Raw genomic sequence first — 18,353 nt, 5'->3', positions numbered from 1 at the left:
GGTGTTGTATGGTCAAGCCAAACGAGCAATTAGTACAGGTTAGCTACATGCATCGCTGCACTTCCACACCCTGCCTATCAACGTCGTAGTCTTCAACGGCTCTTTAGGGAAATCTTATCTTGAGGTGGGCTTCTCGCTTAGATGCTTTCAGCGATTATCCCATCCGAACGTAGCTACCGGGCAATGCCACTGGCGTGACAACCCGAACACCAGAGGTTCGTCCACTCTGGTCCTCTCGTACTAGGAGCAGATCCTCTCAAATTTCCAACGCCCACGGTAGATAGGGACCGAACTGTCTCACGACGTTCTAAACCCAGCTCGCGTACCTCTTTAAATGGCGAACAGCCATACCCTTAGGACCTGCTTCAGCCCTAGGATGAGATGAGCCGACATCGAGGTGCCAAACACCGCCGTCGATATGAACTCTTGGGCGGTATCAGCCTGTTATCCCCAGAGTACCTTTTATCCGTTGAGCGATGGCCCTTCCATACAGAACCACCGGATCACTAAGACCTACTTTCGTACCTGCTCGACTTGTGGGTCTCGCAGTTAAGCGCGCTTTTGCCTTTATACTCTACGACCGATTTCCGACCGGTCTGAGCGCACCTTCGTACTCCTCCGTTACTCTTTAGGAGGAGACCGCCCCAGTCAAACTACCCACCATACATTGTCCTCGGTATTGTTATACCTGAGTTAGAACCCCAACATGACCAGGGTGGTATTTCAAGATTGGCTCCACAAACACTAGCGTGTCTGCTTCAAAGCCTCCCACCTATCCTGCACAAGTCAGGTCAAAGTTCAATGTAAAGCTGTAGTAAAGGTTCACGGGGTCTTTCCGTCTAGCCGCGGGTACACAGCATCTTCACTGCGATTTCGATTTCACTGAGTCTCTGCTGGAGACAGCGCTGCCATCATTATGTCATTCGTGCAGGTCGGAACTTACCCGACAAGGAATTTCGCTACCTTAGGACCGTTATAGTTACGGCCGCCGTTTACTGGGGCTTCGATCAAGAGCTTCGCTTACGCTAACCCCATCAATTAACCTTCCAGCACCGGGCAGACATCACACCCTATACGTCCACTTTCGTGTTTGCAGAGTGCTGTGTTTTTAATAAACAGTTGCAGCAGCCTGGTATCTGCGACTGCCAATAGCTTACACCGCAAGGGTTTCACCATCGGCAGCGTACCTTCTCCCGAAGTTACGGTACCATTTTGCCTAGTTCCTTCAGCAGAGTTCTCTCAAGCGCCTTGGTATTCTCTACCTGATCACCTGTGTCGGTTTAGGGTACGATTCGTTTATAACTATTGCTTAGAAGCTTTTCCTGGAAGCATGGTATTTGCCACTTCGCTGTACAAGTACAGCTTGCTATCAGATCTCAGCATAGTGACAGTCCGGATTTGCCTAAACTGTCTGCCTACATCCTTCCACCTGGACAACCAACGCCAGGCTGGCATAACCTACTCCGTCCCTCCATCGCATTATAAACAAGTATTGGAATATTAACCAATTTCCCATCGACTACGCCTTTCGGCCTCGCCTTAGGGGTCGACTCACCCAGCCCCGATTAACGTTGGACTGGAACCCTTGATCTTCCGGCGTGCGAGCTTTTCACTCGCATTATCGTTACTCACGTCAGCATTCGCTCTTGTGATACCTCCAGCATGCCTTACGACACACCTTCACAGGCTTACACAACGCTCCCCTACCACTTGAAAACAAATTCAAATCCGCAGCTTCGGCTCCTAGTTTGAGCCCCGTTACATCTTCCGCGCGGGCCGACTCGACTAGTGAGCTATTACGCTTTCTTTAAAGGATGGCTGCTTCTAAGCCAACCTCCTAGCTGTCTATGCCTTCCCACCTCGTTTCCCACTTAACTAGGAATTTGGGGCCTTAGCTGGCGGTCTGGGTTGTTTCCCTCTCCACAATGGACGTTAGCACCCACTGTGTGTCTCCCGGATATCACTCATCGGTATTCGGAGTTTGCATCGGTTTGGTAAGTCGGTATGACCCCCTAGCCGAAACAGTGCTCTACCCCCAATGGTGTTCGTCCGAGGCGCTACCTAAATAGCTTTCGGGGAGAACCAGCTATCACCGAGTTTGATTAGCCTTTCACCCCTATCCACAAGTCATCCCCTAGCTTTTCAACGATAGTGGGTTCGGTCCTCCGGTGCCTGTTACGGCACTTTCAACCTGCTCATGGATAGATCACTCGGTTTCGGGTCTATGCCCTGCAACTAAACGCCCTATTAAGACTCGGTTTCCCTACGGCTCCCCTAAACGGTTAACCTTGCTACAGAACATAAGTCGCTGACCCATTATACAAAAGGTACGCGGTCACCCTAATAAATTAAGGCTCCCACTGCTTGTACGCACACGGTTTCAGGTTCTATTTCACTCCCCTCACAGGGGTTCTTTTCGCCTTTCCCTCACGGTACTGGTTCACTATCGGTCAGTCAGGAGTATTTAGCCTTGGAGGATGGTCCCCCCATCTTCAAACAGGATTTCTCGTGTCCCGCCCTACTTAATATGTTAACTCTAATGTTTCGAATACAGGACTATCACCTACTACGGTCAGCTTTCCCACGCTGTTCTTCTACATTAGAATTAATCGGCTTCTCCCCGTTCGCTCGCCGCTACTTGGGGAATCTCATTTGATGTCTTTTCCTAAGGGTACTGAGATGTTTCACTTCCCCTCGTTTGCCTCTTGTACAAGTACAAGATACCTACCTTATGGTAGGTGGGTTTCCCCATTCAGAAATCTCCGGATCACAGGATATTGCCGCCTCCCCGAAGCTTATCGCAGGCTGTCACGTCTTTCATCGCCTCTGACTGCCAAGGCATCCACCATGTGCGCTTCATTACTTGACCATACAACCCCAAGTAGTCTTTCGACTGCTAAGTGCTATATAAGTCTAATTATGATAACGATATCACCTAATTTTATACGCTTGATTCAGTTCTCTTTACTTTTTTAGTAATCAACTCCTGGGATAACAACTGATGTCGTTAAGGAGCTGATTACTAAGGTTAGAACAACACGTGAACATGTTGTTCTAACCCAGACTCATATCTATGTTTTTAAATAGTCTCTATGCTCTCGTCGAGTCACAGATTCTGTATAAAACAGAAAGAAGTAATCTTGCCAATGTCTCGGCGAATCACTTGTTTCTATTTGATACCTATTTATTTATTAGCATCTAAAGAAAGTTTATTATGTGGTGGAGCCAAACGGAGTCGAACCGTTGACCTCCTGCGTGCAAGGCAGGCGCTCTACCAACTGAGCTATGGCCCCTAATAATGGTAGGCCTGGGCAGACTTGAACTGCCGACCCCCGCGTTATCAACACGGTGCTCTAACCAGCTGAGCTACAGGCCTGTACGAGGCATATACCTCTAGCTAATAAACTAGCTTAAACTAAAGAACAACTTGTTGTGAATTCTTGCTGACCGAATGCCATCTATAAGGAGGTGATCCAGCCGCAGGTTCCCCTACGGCTACCTTGTTACGACTTCACCCCAGTCATCAACCACACCGTGGTGAACGCCTTCCCGAAGGTTAAGCTATCCACTTCTGGTGCAATCAACTCCCATGGTGTGACGGGCGGTGTGTACAAGGCCCGGGAACGTATTCACCGCGGCATTCTGATCCGCGATTACTAGCGATTCCTACTTCATGGAGTCGAGTTGCAGACTCCAATCTGGACTACGATAGGCTTTTTGAGATTCGCATCACATCGCTGTGTAGCTGCCCTCTGTACCTACCATTGTAGCACGTGTGTAGCCCTGGTCGTAAGGGCCATGATGACTTGACGTCGTCCCCGCCTTCCTCCAGTTTGTCACTGGCAGTATCCTTAGAGTTCCCGGCTTAACCCGCTGGTAACTAAGGACAAGGGTTGCGCTCGTTGCGGGACTTAACCCAACATCTCACGACACGAGCTGACGACAGCCATGCAGCACCTGTATTCTAATTCCCGAAGGCACTCCCGCATCTCTGCAGGATTCTAGATATGTCAAGACCAGGTAAGGTTCTTCGCGTTGCATCGAATTAAACCACATGCTCCACCGCTTGTGCGGGCCCCCGTCAATTCATTTGAGTTTTAACCTTGCGGCCGTACTCCCCAGGCGGTCTACTTATTGCGTTAGCTGCGTCACTAAGTCCTCAAGGGACCCAACGACTAGTAGACATCGTTTACGGCGTGGACTACCAGGGTATCTAATCCTGTTTGCTACCCACGCTTTCGAGCCTCAGTGTCAGTATTATGCCAGAAGGCTGCCTTCGCCATCGGTATTCCTCCAGATCTCTACGCATTTCACCGCTACACCTGGAATTCTACCTTCCTCTCACATACTCTAGCTCAACAGTATCAGATGCAGTTCCCAGGTTGAGCCCGGGGATTTCACATCTGACTTATCGAGCCACCTACGCTCCCTTTACGCCCAGTAATTCCGATTAACGCTTGCACCCTCTGTATTACCGCGGCTGCTGGCACAGAGTTAGCCGGTGCTTATTCTGCAGCTAATGTCATCGTCCATGGGTATTAACCATGGAGTCTTCTTCACTGCTTAAAGTGCTTTACAACCAAAAGGCCTTCTTCACACACGCGGCATGGCTGGATCAGGGTTTCCCCCATTGTCCAATATTCCCCACTGCTGCCTCCCGTAGGAGTCCGGGCCGTGTCTCAGTCCCGGTGTGGCTGATCATCCTCTCAGACCAGCTACAGATCGTCGCCATGGTAGGCCTTTACCCCACCATCTAGCTAATCCGACTTAGGCTCATCTAATAGCGAGAGCAGTAAACTGCCCCCTTTCTCCCGTAGGTCGTATGCGGTATTAATACGAGTTTCCCCGTGCTATCCCCCACTACTAGGTAGATTCCTAAGTATTACTCACCCGTCCGCCGCTCGACGCCTGGTAGCAAGCTACCATCGTTTCCGCTCGACTTGCATGTGTTAAGCCTGCCGCCAGCGTTCAATCTGAGCCATGATCAAACTCTTCAGTTTAATCTTGCTATGTAACCCTTTAAAGAGGCTACTAAACTTGGCTCATTTAATCTGGCAAATCGCTCTAAATTATGTTCGTAATGAATTAACTTTGAGTTTTTTTACTGTCTTAAATGATAATTTTTATAGTTAGTATTCTCTCGAAAAGAGAGTCAACCAACTTTATTTTTTAGCATTCTGAATCAGCAAAAATCCACACAAGTTGTTCTTTAGTTATGCTTTTAAATAATGTCTCACCACTGTCGTCCAGTAGGAGTATTCAACTAAATATCCTAAACCAATTTGGTTTATCCTATTTAGCGAGCTGACCATCATATCATGTTTTAATAGTCTGTCAACTTCTTTCTTTAATTTGTTTCGTTAAGTTAACTGGTTAGTTATTGTGTAATCACACCCTAACTGCTTCCGGTTTGTCTTAATGAGGTGCGTATTATAGACGCTTAAATTATTAAGTCAAGGTTTAAATTATTTTGATTTAAAAGTAATTTATTTGGCTAGATCATCTAAGTGGTAATCCACTCTCAACCCGCCTTCCCTTTCGACTGGAGGGCAGTATACGCTGTTTGGGAAGGGGGTCAAGAGGGTTTTAAGGTTTATTTTTGGCTAGTTGAAAATACTAGGCTTGCCTTTCAAGGTAAAACTAATACGGTAACGTTCTGCACTCACACTATCATCCATTAGAAAGGCGATAGACGATTAAAACTAGGTAAGTTCAGCATAATAACCTTGGCTTTGTTATCAAATAGCGTTATAGGAAGGATAATCGGATAATGTTATTATAGTTTCCATACAATAGCATTGTATAAGTCGCTAATATTGCACCCAATCAACGGCTATTTGTGTTATTTTAATTTTTCAATTGTTATGGTTATCTGTATCGGAGCCATATTTCAATATTTAACACACTCAAAACCTAACACGCAAATAAAAACCGCTTATTGAAATATAGGCGGTTTTTATTTGCGTGTCTTAAGTTAGTATCTACTATAAAAAGCTATAGCGTTAACTGGTGGCTTTGGCTTGTAAGGTACTAACAATACCTGACAAAGCATAAATAACACCAATCGCTAAGATGCCGACTGGAATATCGTATAAAACGATACTCATGACCAATACACCAACGATAAGCACCACAAAAGGAACTTTCTTCTTATCAAACTCTTTAAAGCTATAGTATTTGACGTTGCTGACCATAAGCAGACCGCAAATAACGACCCAAGCGGCAAATAAGAACATCACAGGCGTATCGTATTGTCCGATCCATTGATTGTGATCGACGGCAACCATGACAGCAGCCGTTACCAAAATGGCGGCAAGTGGACTTGCTAAACCAACAAAGTATTTTTTGTCGACTTCACCAATCTGAACGTTAAAGCGTGCCAAACGGAAAGCGGCACAGGCAGTAAAGACAAACGCACAACCTAACCCAATACGACCTAATGGCTGCAAAGCAAAGCTATAAATTAGAATTGCCGGTGCAACACCAAAGGCTAGCATATCGGCAAGCGAATCATACTGCTCGCCAAAGGGGCTTTGCGCATTCAGCATACGCGCCACCCGCCCATCTGCACCATCCAGAATAGCCGATAAGAAAATCGCTAAAGAGGCCTTATAAAACTCGCCTTGGGTACTGGCTAAAATAGAATAAAAGCCTGACAGCAGCGATAATGTGGTAATCAAGTTGGGTGCTAAATAAACACCGCGACTGACCACACGCTTACCTTCCGCGACTTCTGCTTCAATCACCTCAAACGTCAACCCATCATAGTTCTCATTATCCGCCAAGCGAATATCGAAATCATGCTCGTCGATAAAAGGCGGTTGAGTGGCGGCGCTATCTTGTAATAAAGGCTCTTTGATCAAACCGTCATTCATCACTTTATCAGTGACCAGACCGCCCTTTGCAAGACTGTTTTTTTCAAGGCTACGTGATGATTGATCAGTCGTCATAACACTATCCTTATTCGCCAACCAACCAGCGGACGGTGGTTGCACTATCAGGCGTTAAATCTGGTGCATCAGCAACTTTTAGTACAGGCTGTAAGAAGCGCAGTATCTCACGCGCATGGTTATCAAACTGCCATGGCGGATTGATCACAAGTAGCCCTGTACCATTAAGACCGACCGCAATATCTTTAGGATAAATATTTAGTTCACAGACCAGCTGACGTCTCATCTCAGTACGCTTGAGTTTTTTATAGAACAGCTCAACCGCATCGATGTTTTTAATCGGGAACCATAACGCATAAGTGCCTTGTGGCCACTTGTTATAAGAATGCACCAATAAATCGATCAGACGGGTAAAATCTTTATGCTCCTGCTCGTAAGGAGGATCTAAAAATATCAAGCCACGCTTTTCTTTTGGCGGAATCACTGCAGCGATACCTTCAAAAGCATTGCGATGATGAATACCGATTGGCAATTTATGCAGCTGATAATTCAGTGCATCATATTCACTGGCTTTGGCTTCAAATGCTTCACCGCGCACGCCAGCATCTGGATTTTTTTCAACATGATGAGCAATCCACCACGGCGAACCCGGATAGACCTTTTTATCATAGGTAAAACGGGCTTGCTTAATGCCTTCCATATAGTCTTTGATTGCAGCTGGCGCTTTTTCAACATCGGCTTTTACCAACGCTTGGATACCACCTTTGGCTTCACCAGTCTTGCGAGCCTCTTCACTGCCAAGCGAATACAGTCCACGACCGCCATAAGCATCAAGCACATAAAAAGGTTTGTTTTTTTGCCCCATTTGATTCAGCAGTTGTACCAATAGAATGTGTTTAACAACATCGGCAAAGTTACCAGCATGATAGGCGTGTTTATAATTCATAAGTTCAAAAGTTTAAATAAGAAAAATTGCATCTATGGTAGCATAGGATGGGCAAAAGATAACGATGGTTTTGGTAAAAAGGCATAGATTGGCAGTGTATTGATAGATGATGGACAATAGCGAGTCAAAATGACAAAAATTATTAGCAATCTTGATGTGACAAAGTTGGTGGTTGATAATCCGATAGGCAAGGATAATCCGCCACTGCTGTCTGTACATCTTAGTACCCATGATGATCAGCCACTGCCGACCCAACACCTATTACAATCCTCTGATTTTGAGGTTAATTGGGAAAACAAGCTGACGGACAGTCAACTTGATAAGCTCGTCGATAGTGGTTGGCTGATTATTGATAATGTCTTTGAGCAAAAAGCATTATTAGCACTGCAAGCGGAAAGTGGCTTTATTAAGTATCGTGATGCCCAGCTAACGGCGGGTATTCGTATCAGTGATATTCGCGGTGATAAAATACGCTGGATTACCAAGGATTTTTTTGCAGGGTTTTATTACTTACAAAGTATTAATGCGCTTGCCACTTTATTCAATCAAAGCTTGTTTACTGGTATTCGTCATAGTGAAGCGCATTATGCTTACTATCCAGTTGGTTTCGGCTATCAATGGCATAGTGATAATCCAGCTGGGCGTGATGAGCGCGTCATCTCGGCAGTGTTTTACCTCAATGATGAATGGACACCAAGTGATGGCGGCACATTAGAAATCGTTGATAAATATGGTGTCCATCATAATGTGATGCCTGTTGCCAATAGGCTGGTGATATTTGATAGTGACTTACAACATCAAGTACAAATTGCCCATCGTCAACGTTATTCTATCGCTACCTGGATGCGCCGTGATGGCTTAGTGCCTTTTATTGAAGATATTATTTAAGTGCTGTAACATTCATAAAGATTCCCTCACGAGCTACATCTCTCTAATTATTCTATCTATCACTTCATAATAAAAAAGGCTTCTCATGTCAGATATTGATAACAACCTAACTTCTCAAACCCATCAACAAGCAACCCATCAGCAAGAAACACTGGATTTAAGTATTGCCCTACTTGAACGTCCTTCTGTCACCCCAAATGATGATGGCTGCCAAGACATCTTATCTGAGCGGCTGACGCAAGCAGGCTTTGACTGCGAGTTTATGTATTATGGTGATAGACAAGCAAAAGGCGAACACGCTGAGGTTAAAAACTTATGGGCACGGCGCGGCACATCCAATCCAGTCATTTGCTTTGCCGGTCATACTGACGTCGTCCCAACAGGTGATGAAAAAAACTGGACCTATCCACCATTTACCCCAACCATTGCAGACGGATATCTCTGGGCGCGCGGTGCCGCTGACATGAAAACAGGAATTGCTGCCTTTACCATCGCCGCCGAGCGTTTCGTAGCCAATCATCCTCAACACAACGGCTCAATTGCCTTTTTAATCACCTCAGATGAAGAAGGTCCGTCCATCAATGGTACGGTCAAAGTAATTGAAACCTTAGAAGCACGACAAGAAAAAATCACTTATTGCTTAGTTGGTGAACCATCCAGTACCGATACCCTAGGCGACATTATTAAGAATGGTCGTCGTGGCTCGCTGGGCGCAGTACTCACTGTCACCGGTAAACAAGGGCACGTCGCCTACCCGCACCTTGCCTCAAACCCTATTCATGCTGCTATGTCGGCACTCTCAGAATTGACCAATGCCAGTTGGGATAATGGTAATGATTACTTCCCTGCGACTTCACTGCAAATATCTAATATCAATGGTGGCACGGGCGCGACTAATGTCATACCGGAAACGCTGGAAGTCGTTTTTAATTTCCGCTTTTCGACTGAAACCACCGAAGATGAGCTAAAAGCGAAAACACATGCCATCTTTGATAAATACTTTAAAGACAGTAAAGCCAAATATGATATTCATTGGAAACTATCTGGGCAGCCATTCTTAACGCCTGAAGGTAAATTGGTCTCGGCATGCCAGCAAGCGATTAAATCTGTAACCGGTACTGATACGACATTGTCAACTTCTGGCGGTACATCAGATGGACGCTTTATCGCCCCAACCGGTGCACAAGTCGTTGAGCTTGGCGTACGTAATGCCACAATTCATCAGGTTGATGAAAAAGTTGAGGTTGATGACTTGGGCAGATTGGCGCAGATTTATGAAAGGATTTTAGAGAATTTACTATTGGATTAGTCAGCATTAATAAAAGCAAAAAGCGCCATCTCCTTTAGATTTGGCGCTTTTTGCTATTTTTGAGTTTGTTATTGATTTATTATTTTTGCTTATGCATTCTCATACTTAATAGAACTATAGTCGGTGAGAAGTACTATCGATACAACACGTACTGCTGGTGCAAATTTTTCTTGCTTGCTGTGCCTACGCAGACAGAGGCTGCAAAAAATTTACACCAGCAATACGGTAGCGACTTTAAAGTATTTCAACTATAGTTCCGCAATATGGCCAATCTTTTTTCATAGTTATTCTATAATCTAACAATGGCTTTATTCGATACCAATATACAATTCGACTTGACCATATTCTAATTTACCCTCAACATAACGCTCAAAGTCGACATTATAAGTTCGAGTGTGCTCACAGCTTGGATCATTGAAATACGTCCATGCTTTTTCCCACGCATTCATCACGGTATTAGGCATATTACCGTATTCAGAAAACACCATGTATTTTCCTGCAGGGATGCTAACCGTTGTTAGGTTGCTTGAATTTTTATTCTTAGTAGCTTTGACAGTATTAGCCGTATCGTCATTGTCTGACTTTTCTTGCCCATCTTGTTGACTGCTCACCTTCCAACTAGCGACAACATCAAAAGCGCCTACATCATCACTCTCATAGTTATGATAAACACCATAGATATCTTCACCCTTTTCAAGTTGGCTCACATGGTTTTTGTAAAAACTTTGCCATAGCTTGCCTAACTTTGCCGTTTCATGGCTAATTTCATCGGTGTTAGTGGTGCGGATGCTGATGCCTGTGCAAGTTTGTACGTCAGTTAGCTCTTGAATTTGTGCAGTCATGAGACGGTTTGTCCTGTTTTCATTTGAAGTTATGTTTGTTATTAAAGCTATGTTTGTTATTAAAAAATAGTAAAAAGGTCAATCTAGTCAGCTTCATCAATCCAATTCATCTGAATCGCTTCTAAGATACCTTCATTGGAGCGTTGTGGATCATCATCAAAGCCTTCAAGCTCAGTCACCCAGCGATGCAAATCAGTAAAGCGGATGTACTGCGGATCGGTCTCTGGGAATTTTTCATAAAGCTCAATAGCGATATCTAAGCTGTCTGTCCATTTTAACTTCTGCGGGGTCATAGTGGCTCCTTATTTTTTAATTATTTTCATAAAATAGCATTATAGAATATATAGCATTATAGAATACATAAGCACTATCCTACCAAAATTCATCATATGATTATAGCCAAGTTCGTTATGCAGCCTTTGTTGACTCAGTAGATTTGGCAGATTTAATCGCTACTTGATGCTGACTCCAAGTGTCAATGACTTCATTTAGCTGCTCACCAGTCATATCCAACACCTCAGTTGCGCACTTACCTTGCTTATTGGTTAAAACAAACTTGGTCATGCCCATTGCCATTAACTGATTTTTAACAAAAAACTGATGCTCAAAATAGACGTATTTTTTGTCCCAACCGACAACTCTACTATTCACTGTCATTTTATCTAAGAATTTAATCTGCTTCAGATAGACCATCTCTTGCATGGCAATAATCCAACCTAGGTTTTTAATACCTTTTTGATGACAGCACGCCATGAGCCAGTTGGTGATGTTTAGCTCAATGAAAGACAAATAGCGGTAATTAGGCAGATGATCTCGAAAGCCCATGTCATGTGGTAATACTCGATAGTGGCGCACAACTGGTGCCATCAATCTTTCGACACTCAGATATTCGGTCGCCAACTGCTTATTAAGTTGCTGTTTTAATAGGCTTACCATAATAAAAAATCGTACCAACATATTCATAACTGACTCTCTTAATTGTTATTTTCTATCAATAATAAGTGGATATAATTGAATGTAAATACTGCCTACTTTAACGCAAAAAAAGCCACCTCAGTGACTTTTATATGTGGAAGCTGCTAGGTAAAAACTGTATTGAAAACCGATTTTAAAGATTAGTGACCAGCGCCATTGATACTACGAACCATCTCTTCAACCATCTTCTTAGCATCACCAAAGATCATCATGGTTTTATCCATATAGAATAAGCTGTTATCTAGACCTGCATAACCGGTACTCATTGAACGCTTGATAACCATAATCGTTTGAGCTTTGGTAACTTCTAGAATCGGCATACCAAAGATTGGTGACGTTGGATCGTCTTTTGCTGAAGGATTGACCACGTCATTAGCACCGATGACCAGCACCACATCAGTACTGGCGAAGTCGGAGTTAATCTCGTCCATTTCAAGAATATCATCATAAGGGACATCCGCTTCAGCTAATAGGACGTTCATATGTCCTGGCATACGACCTGCGACCGGATGGATAGCAAAGCGCACATTGACGCCTTCTTCTTTTAACAGCTCATACAATTCTTTCACGGCGTTTTGTGCACGACCTTGCGCCATCCCGTAACCTGGGACAATCACCACACTACTAGCATTTGCCATAAGAAAACCTGCATCTTCTGCTGAGCCTGCTTTATAATTTTTCGGCGCGCCATCATCGCTGCCTGCCGACACTGCTGACGTACCCATACCACCAAATAATACGTTAAGTAATGAGCGGTTCATGGCTTTGCACATGATGTAAGACAAGATTGCACCTGATGAACCGACTAGCGAACCTGCGATAATCAACATTGAGTTGCCAAGGGTAAAACCAATTCCTGCTGCCGCCCAACCTGAAAATGAGTTCAATAGCGACACGACTACTGGCATATCACCGCCACCGATTGGGGCAATCCACATCCAACCAAAGATGACCGCAATCACTGCCATAGCATAGAAGGCAGGTAATGAATTTGTGACGAAATACACAGCACCAAAAGCAATCATAGCGATGAAAAGTAGTGCTTGTACCGGTTTTACCCAGCCGCCCACTAAGGTTTTCGCCCAGCTTTTTGCAGCCAATTTACCGAAAGCAAAGACTGATGCAGAAAAAGTAATCGCACCGATAAAACAACCGATAAATAATTCGACACGAGCAACTGCACCATGCTGTTGTTCAGTATGCAATACCGTTGCTAACGCAATCGCAACCGCTGCCAAACCAACAAACGAGTGCATCAAGGCAACCGTTTCCGGCATTTGAGTCATCGCAACCGTTTTTGCTTTCCACATACCGACGATAGCACCCAATACCATGGCGCCAATAATCAACCAAAGTACTGGACCTTCTGCTAGGAAGAATGTTGTCACAACGGCAATCGCCATGGCAACCATGCCAAAGCGATTACCACGAATCGCTGTTTTTGGGCTAGATAAACCACGTAACGTCAAAACAAAAAGAATGGCACCGACTAGATAAAACCAGTCCGCATTAGCAGCAATCATATTTGATAAGTCACTCATGCGTCACCCCCAGTATCTGTTGTTACTACTGTTTTTTTCACTTTTGGCTTAAACATCGACAGCATACGCTCAGTCACGGCAAAACCACCAAAAATATTGATACTGGCTAAAAATACCGCAAAAGCCCCAAGCAAACTGGTTGGCGTAAATATCGAACCATCAATGGTAACGGTCTGTAGCATCGCACCGACAATCACAATACTTGATAAAGCATTGGTCACGGCCATCAATGGTGTATGCAAGGCAGGCGTGACGCCCCAAACGACGTAATATCCGACAAAAATAGCAAGCACAAATACGGTAAAAATCGCTACGAATGGCGTGCTACTCATGGCCGCACCGGCTGGCGCTGCCGCTAAAATAGTGGCAATCATCTTATCCTCCTAAAATTATTTCTTGTCTGGCAAATGTACGATAATGAAAATATCAAGACTTGAGACTTAGCGTTTAGCAAGACGCACTTGATGCTCATGTGTCACGGCCAATGCGCCTTGAATCTCATCTTCCATGTCTAAGTTGAGTGCCAGTGTGTTTGCTGTAGCGTCATCTGTAGCGGCAGGCGCAATTAAAGTGGTGATAAAGTTAACGAGGTTATTGGCATATAAGTCTGAAGACTGTGCCGCCAGCTGCGATGGAATATTAGCCGCACCGACAATACGCACGCCATTTGGCGTAGTAATGGTTTCATCAGGGACACTGCCTTCAACGTTTCCGCCAGTGCCGGCAGCCATATCAATCAGCACCGAACCAGCTTTCATCTTAGCAATGGTTGCTTGGTGTACCAAACGCGGAGCTTGACGACCCGGAATCTGTGCAGTCGTAATGACGATGTCAGCATTGCTCAAGGCTTTATCAACAATAGCGGCTTGGTCTTTGATATATTGCTCAGATGGCGTCCACGCATAGCCACCTGTAGACTTAGCTGTCTCAGCCTCCTCCGCACTCATCGGCACATCAAGCCATTTACCACCTAATGACTCTACTTGCTCGCGAGCAGTCGGACGTAAATCACTGGCTTCAACGACGGCGCCTAAACGCTTGGCCGTTGCAATAGCCTGCAAACCCGCAACACCGACTCCTAAGATCACCACCTTGGCAGGCTTAACCGTACCCGCTGAAGTCATAAACATCGGAAACGGACGTGAGTATTCATTGGCGGCGAGCAATACCGCTTTATAACCGGCAAGGTTGGCTTGCGATGACAAGACATCCATATTTTGCGCACGTGACAATGTGCGTGGCAGCAGCTCCATGGCAAAAGCAGTTGCCCCTTTAGCAGCATAAGTATCAAGTTGGCTATTGCGATATGGATCAAGCATACCGATGACGATCTGACCAGACGTTAAGCGATCAGTGGCCGTCGCTGGCAAGTCGTTGACGGTGGTAATAATCTGAGACTGTGTGACGACGTCAATGCTACTATTGGCAATATCAGCACCAGCAGCCTGATACAATTCATCAGCATAATAAGAGGCTTGACCCGCACCTGACTGGATGACAACCTCAAACCCAAGTTTGCGTAATTTTTTTACCGCGTCTGGGGTTAATGCTACCCGACACTCGCTTGCGCTATCTGCACTAATAACACCGATTTTCATACCGTCTCCTTACGTCTAATGACTACTTTTAATACCCTAACGCACCTCTAAAAAGCACAGGGGACAAAAAATCTTTGGTCAGGGTTGGTTTAGCACTTAAGACCAAAGATTATCAATTTAATAAATGATAGCTCATTTGCCATCATGCCGTTTTATTATAGATATATCATCTGCTAACTTTCATTGTCTAATGATGACCAGCAAGTAAAATAAAAGTTAGCTATTTATAACATCACCATAACTTTTATTGTTATATTAAAAAATTTTATTTTTCCCTGAACCGCTTAAAGCCTTTATGTTATTGGCTTACACGAGTCATCACAATAACTATAATATTTGACATATGTCTATGATGACGCTTAAAAGTACAAAACAGCTACGAGTAAGTCAAGTTAAACCTGTAGGTATCGTATAATGAGAAAGCTTGATACGTTAATGGAGTGTTTATCACTTCACTATAATAAGGAATAACTATGTATTTTTTACTCTCTCCTGCCAAATCTTTGAATGAAACAGACGCTGTCCCAGTGCATATTAGTAACTACTATAGTCAGCCTGAGCTTATTGAACACTCACAAGCGCTGATGAAAATACTGAAATCGAAAGAGCCTATTGACTTACAAGAGCTGATGAGTATTTCTGATGATTTGTCGCAGCTAAATGCTAAACGCAATCAAGAATGGAACTGGAGTGTAGAGCAGCCATTTACTGATAGCGCTTCTGGTAATTTAGCTAAGCCTGCTGGTTATTTGTTCGATGGTGATGTCTATACTGGACTTGATATGTATGCCATGGATAAAGAGTCGGCTATTTACGTCAATGAACATCTAGGTATCTTATCTGGCTTATATGGCGTGCTAAAACCGCTCGATTTGATTCAACCGTATCGACTTGAGATGGGTACCAAGCTTAAAAATGAGTGTGGTGATAATTTATACGAGTTTTGGGGTGAAGAAGTCACTAACACTATCAATGCGCGTATGGTAGATAGCGATGACACAGTATTGATTAATTTAGCCTCAAATGAATATTTTAAATCTGTGAAAAAAAAGGCGCTGGCTGCCGAGATTGTCACGCCAAGATTTGAAGACGAAAAGAATGGTCAATATAAAGTGATTAGCTTTTATGCCAAAAAAGCTCGAGGCCTAATGGTGAAATATGCTGCGGATAATAAACTGACCAATGCTGAGCAGCTTAAGCAGTTTAACTTGGCGGGATATTATTATGTCGATGAGCTATCTGATGATAAGACGTGGGTGTTTAGACGAGATGCTGCGGATCAGTAGTTTTTAAAGAAGATACCTAATTTGTATAGTTGAAATACTTTAAAATCGCTACAGTACTACTGGTGTAAATTTTTTGCAGCCTCTGTCTGCGTAGGCACAGCAAGCAAGAAAAATTTGCACCAGTAGTACGTGTTGTATTGATATTACTTTTCACCGACTATATAAAGAAACCCCGATAAGCTTAGCCTATCGGGGTTTTATTTGAACTAGATTTAACAAGTACGTTATGACCAATTCATACTTCTAGCGAAAAGCGATTATTCAAGGAAGACGTGCGAAAATAGTACTTATCGTACATTGAGCACGTCTGACAAAGAAAAATCGCTTTGTAGCAGAAGTAAAATTACATCATGCCGCCCATACCGCCCATACCACCGCCAGCACCCATGCCAGCCATACCATCATCACCTTGTGGTAAATCAGTAATCATGACTTCAGTTGTTAGCATGAGGCCTGCAACAGATGCCGCATTTTCTAGTGCTGAACGTGCTACTTTAGCTGGGTCAAGAATACCCATCTCTAGCATATCGCCGTATTCGCCAGAAGCCGCATTGTAACCGTAGTTACCACTGCCACTCTTCACTTCGTTCACTACCACTGACGCTTCTTCGCCTGAGTTAGTAACGATTTGACGTAATGGAGCTTCCATTGCGCGACGTAAGATATTGATACCAGCATTTTGGTCATCGTTATCACCACGTAGCTCAGACAATGCATTCATCGCACGAACTAAGGCAACACCGCCACCAGGGACAACGCCTTCTTCAACCGCTGCACGAGTGGCATGTAGCGCATCATCAACGCGATCTTTCTTCTCTTTCATTTCAGTTTCAGTCGCAGCGCCAACTTTGATAACGGCAACGCCGCCAGCCAGTTTAGCCATACGCTCTTGAAGCTTTTCTTTATCATAGTCAGACGTTGATTCTTCAACTTGACGACGGATAGATTCAACGCGGTTTTCGATATCAGCAGAGTGACCAGCGCCATCAACGATTACGGTATTTTCTTTACCAACAGTGACTTTCTTAGCCGTACCCAATTGCTCAAGAGTTGCAGTCTCAAGGCTTAAACCAATCTCTTCAGAGATAACGGTACCGCCAGTTAAAGTTGCGATATCTTCTAGCATTGCTTTACGACGATCGCCAAAACCTGGTGCTTTTACCGCACAAGTTTTTAAGCCGCCACGCATGTTGTTTACAACCAAGGTAGCCAATGCTTCGTTTTCTACGTCTTCAGCGATGATTAGCAATGGCTTGCTCTGCTGCATGACTTGCTCAAGTAATGGCACGATTTCGCGAATATTGCTGATTTTTTTGTCAACCAACAAGATATATGGGTTTTCAAACTCAGCGGTCAAGCTGTCTTGCTTATTAGCAAAATACGGGCTGATATAACCACGGTCAAACTGCATACCTTCCACAACTTCCAAGGTATCTTCAAAGCTTGAACCTTCTTCAACCGTTATAACACCTTGCTTACCGACTTTTTCCATCGCTTGAGCAATCAATTCACCAATTTTGGTGTCTGAGTTAGCAGAGATAGAGCCAACTTGAGCAATCGCTTTTGAATCATCAGCTGGTGTTGATAGCAAATGGATTTGCTCAACAGCAGCACGCACGGCTTTATCAATACCGCGTTTCAGATCCATTGGGTTCATGCCAGCGGCAACTGATTTCATGCCTTCTTGCAAGATTGACTGAGCCAATACGGTCGCAGTGGTTGTACCATCACCAGCAACATCATTAGTGCGGCTAGCAACTTCACGTACAAGTTGTGCACCCATGTTTTCAAATTTGTTTTCAAGCTCGATTTCTTTGGCAACCGAAACACCATCTTTAGTGATGGTAGGCGCGCCAAATGATTTATCGATAACCACGTTACGACCTTTAGGTCCTAAGGTTACACGTACTGCATTTGCTAGAATGTTTACGCCGTCCATCATTTGTTTACGGGCATCAATGCCGAATTTTACGTCTTTTGCCATGTTAAATTACTCCACTATTATAAGTATGAGAATGCAATTAAATATTTCAATGATATTGTCAAAAATGCGCTGAGTATAAAAATACTCAAAAAGG

The 18,353-nt window shown here is 44.1% G+C and carries 12 protein-coding genes, 2 tRNA genes and 2 rRNA genes; 3 read left to right on the top strand and 13 right to left on the bottom strand.

From position 1 onward, the window contains the following. Nucleotides 1–8: 8 nt before the first annotated feature. From PSYC_RS02955 to PSYC_RS02930, 6 genes are all read right to left on the bottom strand, one after another. Nucleotides 9–2,869 (bottom strand): 23S ribosomal RNA (locus PSYC_RS02955). 348 nt (nucleotides 2,870–3,217) lie between these two features. Further along, nucleotides 3,218–3,293, bottom strand: a tRNA-Ala gene (locus PSYC_RS02950). Nucleotides 3,294–3,299: 6 nt separating this feature from the next. Then, nucleotides 3,300–3,376: transfer RNA gene (locus tag PSYC_RS02945), tRNA-Ile, on the bottom strand. Nucleotides 3,377–3,461: 85 nt separating this feature from the next. Next, nucleotides 3,462–5,000 (bottom strand): 16S ribosomal RNA (locus tag PSYC_RS02940). The 16S and 23S rRNA genes sit together here with 2 tRNA genes alongside, the layout of an rRNA operon. A 1,002-nt stretch (nucleotides 5,001–6,002) precedes the next feature. After that, nucleotides 6,003–6,950 (bottom strand): CDP-diacylglycerol--serine O-phosphatidyltransferase, encoded by a 948-nt coding sequence (gene pssA / locus PSYC_RS02935; protein WP_011279854.1) that lies wholly within the window; start codon nucleotides 6,948–6,950, stop codon nucleotides 6,003–6,005. 10 nt (nucleotides 6,951–6,960) lie between these two features. Further along, nucleotides 6,961–7,836, bottom strand: coding sequence for a 23S rRNA (adenine(2030)-N(6))-methyltransferase RlmJ (locus tag PSYC_RS02930; protein ID WP_011279853.1), 876 nt, complete (start codon nucleotides 7,834–7,836; stop codon nucleotides 6,961–6,963). A 129-nt stretch (nucleotides 7,837–7,965) separates the two neighbouring features. Between PSYC_RS02930 and PSYC_RS02925 the strand changes: the two genes are divergently transcribed. After that, on the top strand, nucleotides 7,966–8,724 hold the full coding sequence (locus tag PSYC_RS02925) for a 2OG-Fe(II) oxygenase (protein ID WP_011279852.1): 759 nt from the start codon (nucleotides 7,966–7,968) through the stop codon (nucleotides 8,722–8,724). Nucleotides 8,725–8,809: 85 nt separating this feature from the next. After that, entirely contained in the window at nucleotides 8,810–10,033 is a 1,224-nt protein-coding gene (gene dapE, locus PSYC_RS02920; RefSeq protein ID WP_011279851.1) for a succinyl-diaminopimelate desuccinylase, read from the top strand. A 308-nt stretch (nucleotides 10,034–10,341) separates the two neighbouring features. Here the strand turns inward: dapE and PSYC_RS02915 are convergent, their stop codons facing one another. The 6 genes from PSYC_RS02915 to PSYC_RS02890 form a co-directional block, all read right to left on the bottom strand. Next, nucleotides 10,342–10,875, bottom strand: a complete 534-nt coding sequence (locus PSYC_RS02915; RefSeq protein WP_011279850.1) for a GyrI-like domain-containing protein — start codon at nucleotides 10,873–10,875, stop codon at nucleotides 10,342–10,344. Nucleotides 10,876–10,958: 83 nt separating this feature from the next. Then, a complete protein-coding gene (gene iscX, locus PSYC_RS02910; RefSeq protein ID WP_011279849.1) occupies nucleotides 10,959–11,168 on the bottom strand; it encodes a Fe-S cluster assembly protein IscX in 210 nt (69 codons plus the stop codon). 115 nt (nucleotides 11,169–11,283) lie between these two features. Further along, nucleotides 11,284–11,838, bottom strand: coding sequence for an acyl-CoA thioesterase (locus PSYC_RS02905; protein ID WP_011279848.1), 555 nt, complete (start codon nucleotides 11,836–11,838; stop codon nucleotides 11,284–11,286). Nucleotides 11,839–11,990: 152 nt separating this feature from the next. Beyond that, nucleotides 11,991–13,391: an NAD(P)(+) transhydrogenase (Re/Si-specific) subunit beta gene (locus PSYC_RS02900; RefSeq protein WP_011279847.1), complete on the bottom strand. Its 1,401-nt coding sequence runs from the start codon at nucleotides 13,389–13,391 to the stop codon at nucleotides 11,991–11,993. Then, complete coding sequence (locus PSYC_RS02895; RefSeq protein WP_201500644.1) at nucleotides 13,388–13,723, bottom strand: proton-translocating transhydrogenase family protein; 336 nt, start codon at nucleotides 13,721–13,723, stop codon at nucleotides 13,388–13,390. Before PSYC_RS02895 ends, PSYC_RS02900 begins: the two co-directional genes overlap by 4 nt. Nucleotides 13,724–13,831: 108 nt before the next feature. Further along, nucleotides 13,832–14,989, bottom strand: coding sequence for a Re/Si-specific NAD(P)(+) transhydrogenase subunit alpha (locus PSYC_RS02890; RefSeq protein WP_011279845.1), 1,158 nt, complete (start codon nucleotides 14,987–14,989; stop codon nucleotides 13,832–13,834). A 473-nt stretch (nucleotides 14,990–15,462) separates the two neighbouring features. Here PSYC_RS02890 and yaaA point away from each other — a divergent pair, with 473 nt between their 5' ends. Beyond that, nucleotides 15,463–16,275, top strand: a complete 813-nt coding sequence (gene yaaA, locus PSYC_RS02885; RefSeq protein ID WP_011279844.1) for a peroxide stress protein YaaA — start codon at nucleotides 15,463–15,465, stop codon at nucleotides 16,273–16,275. Between the two features lie 343 nt (nucleotides 16,276–16,618). On the opposite strand, the gene groL is transcribed toward yaaA, so the two are convergent. Next, nucleotides 16,619–18,259, bottom strand: a complete 1,641-nt coding sequence (gene groL, locus PSYC_RS02880) for a chaperonin GroEL (protein WP_011279843.1) — start codon at nucleotides 18,257–18,259, stop codon at nucleotides 16,619–16,621. Nucleotides 18,260–18,353 lie beyond the last annotated feature (94 nt).

The organism is Psychrobacter arcticus 273-4, from assembly GCF_000012305.1.
GTDB classification, from domain to species: domain Bacteria; phylum Pseudomonadota; class Gammaproteobacteria; order Pseudomonadales; family Moraxellaceae; genus Psychrobacter; species Psychrobacter arcticus.
Note: the sequence above shows the minus strand (reverse complement) of the source record. Positions and strands in the feature narration are given on the sequence as shown.